The organism is Rheinheimera sp. (assembly GCF_036568245.1).
GTDB lineage: Bacteria > Pseudomonadota > Gammaproteobacteria > Enterobacterales > Alteromonadaceae > Alishewanella.
Map to the genome: position 1 here is coordinate 1 of NZ_DATCSY010000286.1, position 7,972 is coordinate 7,972.

Here is a 7,972-nt window from a genome sequence, read left to right on the forward strand (position 1 = left end):
TGATGCACGGATAATGTCATCCAGAGTTTCGTTGTCGGCAACCGCTTCAGCACGTTCAATTTTAGCCATAATGCGCGCTTCAGAACCGGCAGCAAGTGCCAAATCGCGTGCCAGACGTAAATCATCACCGCTGCGCGGAAACGACACGGCCAGAAAGTCCACATCAATTTCTGCCGCAGTAATAATGTCGCGTTTGTCTTTATCAGTCAGGGCAGGGGCAGTTAAGCCGCCACCCTGGCGGTTTATCCCTTTATTGTTACTCAGCTTACCGCCTACGGTTACCGTTGTATAAACGCGGGCACCTTCAACACGGTCCACCGTTAACTGAATGCGGCCATCATCAAGCAGCAGTAAGTCGCCGGCTTCAACATCCTGCGGCAGCTCTTTATAGTCAATACCTACCTGGTGCTCGTCGCCTTCGCCTTTCGCCAGTTCGGCATCCAGCACATAAGGCTGGCCTTCTTCCAGCATTACTGCGCCATTTTTAAAGGTCGATACCCGGATCTTTGGTCCTTGTAAATCTCCCAGAATTGCAACATGCGCGCCTAACTTAGCCGCTGCAGCCCTTACCATCGCCGCACGTTCACGGTGATCATCGGCACTGCCATGCGAGAAATTCAAACGGAATACCGCGGCTCCAGCCTGGATCAGCTTTTCAATAGCGGTTTGAGTACTGGTGGCTGGCCCCAGCGTAGCGACGATTTTTGTTCTTCTGTGCATGTTCTGTTCCTGCATATTGCAAAGAGGGAGTTTCAGGTGCGATCAGTGTAATGTAATTTTATTACAGAATACAGCGCAGGAAGGAATAAAAACGACAGGTTGGTGCAGTTGCCGCGGCAACCGCACCTTACAGCAGATTAGTTGTTGAAGTCTTTCTTATCAAAACGGGAGCCACGCAGGCTGTCTTTCACTTTTTTCAGGTTTTCCCGGAACTTACTGCCGCGACGTAAAGTAAAACCTGTCGCCAGAATATCAATTAATACCAGCTGTGCTACCCGTGATGCCATAGGCATGTACATATCAGTATCTTCAGGTACGTCCAGTGACAATACCAGAGTACATTCTTTAGCCAGCGGGCTGTCATAAGCGGTAACACCAATTACAGTAGCGTCATTTTCACGGGCTATCGCTGCTATATCGCACAGGTTTTTTGTTCTGCCAGTATGACTGATACATACCACCACATCGCCTTCGGCGCTGTTAATGGCGCTCATACGCTGCATGACGATATCGTCAAAACAGACAACCGGCACGTTAAAACGGAAAAATTTATTCTGCGCATCGTGTGCTACAGATGCAGAAGCACCCAGCCCGAAGAAAGAAATCTTCTTTGCCTGCGTCAGCACATCTACCGCCCGGTTCACGGTGGCAATATCAACGCGCTGACGGGCAGTGTCTAAAGCTGCCATAGTAGATTCAAAGATCTTAGCGGTGTAAGCTTCAGGGCCGTCTTCTTCTTCAACGTGACGGTTTACATAAGGCGTGCCGTTTGCAAGGCTCTGCGCCAGGTGCAATTTAAAATCCGGAAAGCCTTTGGTATCAAGCCGGCGACAAAACCGGTTCACTGTAGGTTCGCTGACATCTGCCATCTTGGCCAGGGCAGCTATACTGCTGTGTATAGTTGTTTGCGGGTTAGCCAGAATGACGTCGGCAACTTTACGCTCCGACTTACTAAAGTTATTTACGCTATTGACGATTTTTTCCAGCACATTCATCCGGCGATTCCTGACTTATAATTTGGCTTATACAGGGTGTAATAAGGGTTGTAGCCCTTCTGCGTTGTGGTCAAAACAGTATTAAATTTATCACAAAACAACAGATCCGTTGCTAAGGCTGCCTTATTATATAAGAATAGTCAAAACATTACGCAATCTGTAATTTAATTACAAGATATTCGGTTTACAACCCTGGGATGCTACGCTAGTATGGCCTAAGTGTTGTAAAATTACATATAAAGCAAGGGTCAGTTATGACAACAACAGCACAAAATTCAGCATGCGATTTAATCCTGTTTGGTACCAAAGGTGATTTAGCAAGGCGTAAGTTGCTGCCAGCTATGTATCAGTTGGAAAAAGCCGATTTACTTTGTGCAGAATCACGTATCGTTGGGGTTGCACGTGATGAAATGTCGACTGAAGACTATGCTGAGCTGGTGTTAACAAACCTGAACAAGTTTCTGAAAGAGCCGCTGGATAAAGCGGTTTGGCAGCGGTTGCAGCAGAAGCTGGTGTATGTACAGTTAGACCTTGCAAACGAGCAGGACTATACCAAACTGACTGCGGTCACTGACTGCAGCAAACGTGTACCGGTAAGCTATTTTGCGACGCCACCTTCTTTATTCGGCTCAATTTGTAAAGGTCTGGCGGTTGCCGGTTTAGCGGCAGAGCCGGCGAGAGTCGTGCTGGAGAAGCCTATCGGCCATGACCTGGCCTCATCAAAAGTGATCAATGATCAGGTCGCTGAATTCTTTAAAGAAAGCCAGATTTACCGTATAGACCACTATCTGGGTAAAGAAACCGTTCTTAACTTATTAGCTTTACGCTTTGCAAATGCCATTTTTGCCGGTAACTGGGATCATAATTCGATTGACCATGTACAAATTACCGTGGCAGAAGAAGTGGGTGTTGAAGGCCGTTGGAGCTATTACGACGATGCCGGCCAGATGCGTGATATGGTGCAGAACCATTTGTTACAGGTATTGACCTTAATAGCAATGGAACCGCCAGCCAGGCTTGATGCTGATAGCATCCGAGATGAGAAACTGAAGGTGCTTAAAGCACTGCGCAAAATCGATATCAGTAATATTCAGGAAAAGACTGTGCGTGGTCAATACGCCGGCGGCTTTGTTGCAGGTAAAGCTGCACCGGGTTACCTGGAAGAAGAGGGCGCACGTCCTAACAGCAAAACTGAAACCTTTGTTGCGATTAAAGTAGACATTGATAACTGGCGCTGGGCTGGCGTGCCGTTCTATCTGCGTACCGGCAAGCGCATGGCCTCTAAACTGAGCGAAGTCGTGATCAGCTTCAAACCTCAGCCGCATAATATTTTTCATGCAACTTACAGTCACTTACCGGCCAACAAGCTGATTATCCGTTTGCAGCCCGATGAAGGTGTTGAAATTCAGGTGCTGAATAAAATTCCGGGCCTTGGTGAAAGTATGCGCCTGCAGGAAAGTAAACTGGATTTGAGCTTTGATGAAACCTTTAAATCGCAGCGTATCGCAGACGCGTATGAGCGTTTACTGCTTGAAGCCATGCTGGGCAATCAGTATTTGTTCGTCCGCCGCGATGAAGTAGAGCATGCGTGGAAGTGGGTCGACGGCATTCTGGATGCGTGGAAAACCAGCAATGAGCCACCGAAAACTTATCAGGCGGGCAGTTGGGGACCCGTCGCATCGATTTCGATGCTGGCCCGTGATGACCGTAACTGGGAAGAATAGACCATGATGCAATTACAACAGTTCGGCAACACCGATGCGCTTAATGCTGACTTTGCCGCACGTCTGGTTGACATTCTGCAACAGGCCATCGAGCAGCGTGGCGCAGCTTATTTGGTTGTGTCCGGTGGCAAAACACCGCAAGCGCTTTTCAACACCTTGAGTAATACAGAGTTAGCCTGGGATAAAGTCACCGTATTACTGGCGGATGATCGCTGGCTGGATGTTAGTCAGGCTGATTCTAACGAAAGGCTGGTCAAAGCCACGTTGCTGCAGAACAAAGCCAGCAACGCGCGCTTTATCAGTTTGTATGCCGATACTGCATCGGCATTTACCGGTGCAGCTGAGGTGTTACCGCGTATTAGCGCGTTACCAACCTTCGATGCCGTGATCCTCGGTATGGGCGAGGATGGTCATACCGCATCGCTGTTTCCTTGCAGTGCCCAGATTGAAGAAGGGTTGTCAGACGGTGCACCTGCTGTGCTGGCAGTTGAACCCCAGACGGCACCTTATCAGCGAATGTCACTTAGCCTGCCACGGCTGTTAGATAGCCGGCATATTTTTTTACATCTGGTTGGCAGCAACAAGTTGGCAGTACTAAACAAAGCAATGGCAGAGCACGATGTGCTGGCGATGCCAATACGTGCATTTTTACATCATCCGGTAGCACAGGTTACCGTGATGTACAGTAATAATTAGGGGATAATCATGGATCCTGTGATTCAGAAAGTAACGGACAGAATTATTGCCCGCAGCCAAAAAAGCCGCGCAATTTACCTGCAACGACTGGAAAAAGCCCGTCTGAAAGGGCCGCATCGCGGCGTGCTGAGCTGCGGTAATCTGGCGCACGGTTTTGCCGCCTGTAGTCAGCAGGATAAAGGCGATTTACGTAGTTTAACCAAAGCGAATATCGGCATAGTGTCGTCATACAATGACATGTTGTCGGCGCACCAACCCTATGAGCAATACCCAGCCTTGATTAAGCAAGCCGTGTCTGAAGTAGGTAGCGTTGCACAGTTCGCTGGCGGTGTACCTGCTATGTGTGATGGCGTGACACAAGGTCAGCCAGGCATGGAGCTTAGCCTGTTAAGCCGCGATATTATTGCCATGTCGGCAGCGGTTGGCTTATCCCATAACATGTTTGATGGCGGCTTGATGCTGGGTATTTGCGACAAAATCGTACCCGGTTTGTTTATGGCTGCCATGAGCTTTGGTCACCTGCCATTTGTGTTTGTTCCGGCGGGGCCAATGCCGTCAGGCATACCGAACAAAGAGAAAGCCCGTGTTCGCCAGCTGTATGCTGAAGGTAAAGTCGGCAAAGAGGAATTGCTGGCGGCAGAGTCAGCTTCTTACCACTCTGCGGGCACCTGTACATTTTATGGCACGGCTAACTCTAATCAGCTGGTCGTTGAGATTATGGGGCTACATTTGCCCGGCGCTTCTTTTGTTAACCCGGGCACGCAGCTTCGGGATGAGCTGACCAAGGCCGCCGCACGACAGGTAACGCGGTTAACAGATTTAGGTACCGATTATCTGCCTGCCGGTAAAATGATTGATGCTAAGTCTGTGGTAAACGGCATTGTAGGCTTACTGGCAACCGGCGGTTCAACCAACCATACCATGCACCTGATAGCAATGGCCCGTTCTGCCGGCTTTATTGTAAATTGGGATGATTTTGCAGAGTTATCTGCAGCGACACCGTTGCTGACTAGAATTTATCCAAACGGCCAGGCCGACATTAACCACTTCCAGCATGCCGGTGGTATGGCGCTGCTGATCCGTGAATTATTGGATGCAGGCCTGCTACATGAAGATGTACAAACTGTGGCTGGCCCGGGACTACGCCGTTATACACAGCAACCTGTGATACAGGACAATAAGTTAGTCTGGATTGATGCACCTGAGCAGTCTCTGGATGCCGATGTCCTGGCAACCGTGAAAAAACCATTCAAAGCACATGGCGGTCTTGAAGTACTATCAGGCAATGTTGGCCGTGGTGTGATCAAAACGTCCGCACTGCGCGAGGGTACCGAAGTGGTAAAAGCGCCTGCGGTAGTATTTTCCAGCCAACATGAGCTGGATGCAGCATTTAAAGCCGGTGAGCTGAATAAAGACTGTATCGTTGTCGTACGGTTTCAGGGCCCTAAAGCCTGTGGAATGCCTGAGCTACACAAGCTGACACCACCGCTTGGTGTGTTGCAGGACAGAGGTTTCAAAGTCGCCCTGGTAACCGATGGCCGTATGTCAGGTGCATCTGGCAAAGTGCCTGCCGCTATTCACGTCACACCTGAGGCAATTGATGGTGGCAACATCGCCCGCATTAAAACCGGTGACATGATGTTGGTAGACGGTTTAACCGGCAAGCTTGAGGTATTGGTACCAGAAGCAGAATTTGCCGCACGTGAACTTGCGACCCAGGATATGGCAGAGAGTTATTACGGCATGGGCCGCGAAATGTTCGGCGCACTGCGCGGTCAGTTAACGGGTGCAGAGCAGGGTGCCTGTAGCCTGTTTATCACGGAGGAACATTTGCATGGCTAAGTTGCCAGCATACGCAATAGTAGCGGATATTGGTGGTACTAATGCCCGCTTTAGCCGCGTAGACCTCGCTACGCTGGCACTGGACAAGGTTGCTGTGTACCCGTGTGCTGATTTTCCCACGCTTGCTGATGCATTGTCACATTACCGGCAACAGCAGCAGCTAACAGCTATTTCGCATGTCGCTATTGCTATCGCGTGTCCCGTCACCAGTGACATCGTCAGCATGACCAATTTCCACTGGACGTTTTCGATCAAAGCCATGCAGCAACAGCTGCAGTTAGACGCACTGCAGGTGATTAATGACTTCACTGCTGTAGCGATGTGTCTGCCGGCACTGACGGAACAGCAAAAAGTCAAAATCGGTCCGGGCGAAGTTCAGCCAGGCAAACCAATGGCGGTGCTTGGCGCAGGTACAGGCTTAGGCGTTGCGCATCTGCTGCCGGTAAATGATCAGTTTATTCCATTGCCGGGCGAGGGTGGCCATATTGACTGGGCTGCACAAACCGAACAGGAGTGGTTTATTCAGCAAACACTTGCTAAAGAGTATGGCCATGTGTCACCGGAGCGGTTGCTGTCAGGCCCGGGGCTTGAGGCTATTTACAAAGCTCTGGCGCTGTATCGCGAGCAGCAGGTTTCGCCACTTAGTGCCTCGCAGATTGCGGCGCAGGCCCTTAGCGGCGGATCAGAGCTGGCTGTTGATACTGTCGCCCAGTTTTTCGCCAGCTTAGGCAGTGTGGCAGGCGATTTAGCGCTGACATTGAGTACCTTTGGTGGTGTCTATATCGCCGGGGGTATTACGCCCAAGCTGTTACCAATGCTGGCAGACAGTGAATTCAGAGCACGTTTTGAAGCAAAAGGCCGGTTTAGTGCGTTTAATCGCCAGATAGCCACCTATGTCGTCACTGCAGAACAACCCGGTCTGGTCGGTGCTGCGGTTTACCTGAAACAATTCTTGGCGAGTAACTAAATATGGCATTTGAAAATTGGCAATTGCAACCTGATACGCTGTTTGCACAGGGCCCAGTGGTTCCGGTGATCGTAGTAAAAGATCTCGCTGACGCTGTGCCGATGGCAAAAGCATTATTAGCTGGCGGCATTAAAGTGCTGGAAGTGACACTGCGCACACCGGTTGCACTGGATGCTATACGGTTGCTGGCACAGGAAGTACCTGACGCCATAGTAGGTGCAGGCACCGTGACTACGCCTGAGCAATTGCAACAATGTATTGATGCAGGCGCCAAATTTGCTATCAGTCCGGGTTTAACCCGTGAGTTACTGCAGGCTGGTAAAGATGCACCGATTCCGCTTATTCCCGGTATTGCCAGTATTTCAGAGCTGATGGAAGGAACAGGGCTGGGTTATAGTCACTTTAAGTTTTTTCCGGCAGAAGCTGCAGGCGGAGTAAAAACCCTGAAATCTATTCATGGGCCTTTTGCCGATATCCGTTTCTGCCCGACAGGAGGCATCAACGAGAAGAACTTCCTCGAGTATCTGGCATTACCTAATGTAAAATGTGTCGGTGGCTCCTGGATAGTACCGGACGATGCGGTAAGTAATAAAGACTGGGCGCGTATTACTGAGCTGTGTAACGCTGCCGTAGCGCAAAGCCGGGGCTAGTTACACTGCCCGCGGTTTAAACACTCAAACGCCCGGTTTATACCGGGCGTTTGTTTTGAGTTTACGGCGGAAAAAGCGTATAGTAGCGCACTTTTTATTCTGGGCCTTACCGGCCTGGCCCGATTTAATCTGCTCTGGAACACACTGTGATATCAACTGCTAACATTACGATGCAATTTGGTGCTAAGCCACTGTTTGAAAATATCTCCATTAAATTTGGCGAAGGTAACCGCTATGGTTTAATCGGGGCGAACGGCTGCGGTAAATCAACCTTTATGAAGATCTTAAGCCGCGAGCTTGAACCAAGCGCAGGTAATGTCTTTGTTGAGCCAAATCATCGTGTTGCAAAGTTACATCAGGATCAGTTCGCGTTTGAAC

Annotated in this window: 8 protein-coding genes; 6 read left to right on the forward strand and 2 right to left on the reverse strand. The window is 49.8% G+C overall.

Annotated features, from left to right (window positions below):
• Both VIN66_RS12955 and VIN66_RS12960 read right to left on the reverse strand, forming a co-directional pair.
• Window positions 1-720: pyruvate kinase (locus VIN66_RS12955; RefSeq protein ID WP_331924369.1), on the reverse strand; the 720-nt coding region annotated here is incomplete at its 3' end.
• A 137-nt stretch (window positions 721-857) separates the two neighbouring features.
• Window positions 858-1,715 carry a MurR/RpiR family transcriptional regulator gene (locus VIN66_RS12960; RefSeq protein WP_134054780.1) on the reverse strand — a complete coding sequence of 286 codons (858 nt, stop codon included), beginning with the start codon at window positions 1,713-1,715 and terminating at the stop codon, window positions 858-860.
• A gap of 254 nt (window positions 1,716-1,969) precedes the next feature.
• On the opposite strand from VIN66_RS12960, the gene zwf reads away from it, so the two are divergent.
• The 6 genes from zwf to VIN66_RS12990 all read left to right on the forward strand — a co-directional run.
• Window positions 1,970-3,439, forward strand: coding sequence for a glucose-6-phosphate dehydrogenase (gene zwf, locus VIN66_RS12965; RefSeq protein WP_331924370.1), 1,470 nt, complete (start codon window positions 1,970-1,972; stop codon window positions 3,437-3,439).
• A gap of 3 nt (window positions 3,440-3,442) precedes the next feature.
• A complete protein-coding gene (gene pgl / locus VIN66_RS12970; RefSeq protein WP_331924371.1) occupies window positions 3,443-4,135 on the forward strand; it encodes a 6-phosphogluconolactonase in 693 nt (230 codons plus the stop codon).
• A 9-nt stretch (window positions 4,136-4,144) separates the two neighbouring features.
• On the forward strand, window positions 4,145-5,977 hold the full coding sequence (edd, locus tag VIN66_RS12975; RefSeq protein ID WP_331924372.1) for a phosphogluconate dehydratase: 1,833 nt from the start codon (window positions 4,145-4,147) through the stop codon (window positions 5,975-5,977).
• Complete coding sequence (locus VIN66_RS12980) at window positions 5,970-6,944, forward strand: glucokinase (RefSeq protein ID WP_331924373.1); 975 nt, start codon at window positions 5,970-5,972, stop codon at window positions 6,942-6,944. The genes edd and VIN66_RS12980 overlap by 8 nt, the downstream gene beginning before the upstream one ends.
• 2 nt (window positions 6,945-6,946) lie before the next feature.
• On the forward strand, window positions 6,947-7,594 hold the full coding sequence (locus VIN66_RS12985; RefSeq protein WP_331924374.1) for a bifunctional 4-hydroxy-2-oxoglutarate aldolase/2-dehydro-3-deoxy-phosphogluconate aldolase: 648 nt from the start codon (window positions 6,947-6,949) through the stop codon (window positions 7,592-7,594).
• Between the two features lie 146 nt (window positions 7,595-7,740).
• The coding region (locus VIN66_RS12990) for an ATP-binding cassette domain-containing protein (protein WP_331924375.1) at window positions 7,741-7,972 on the forward strand (232 nt) is incomplete at its 3' end.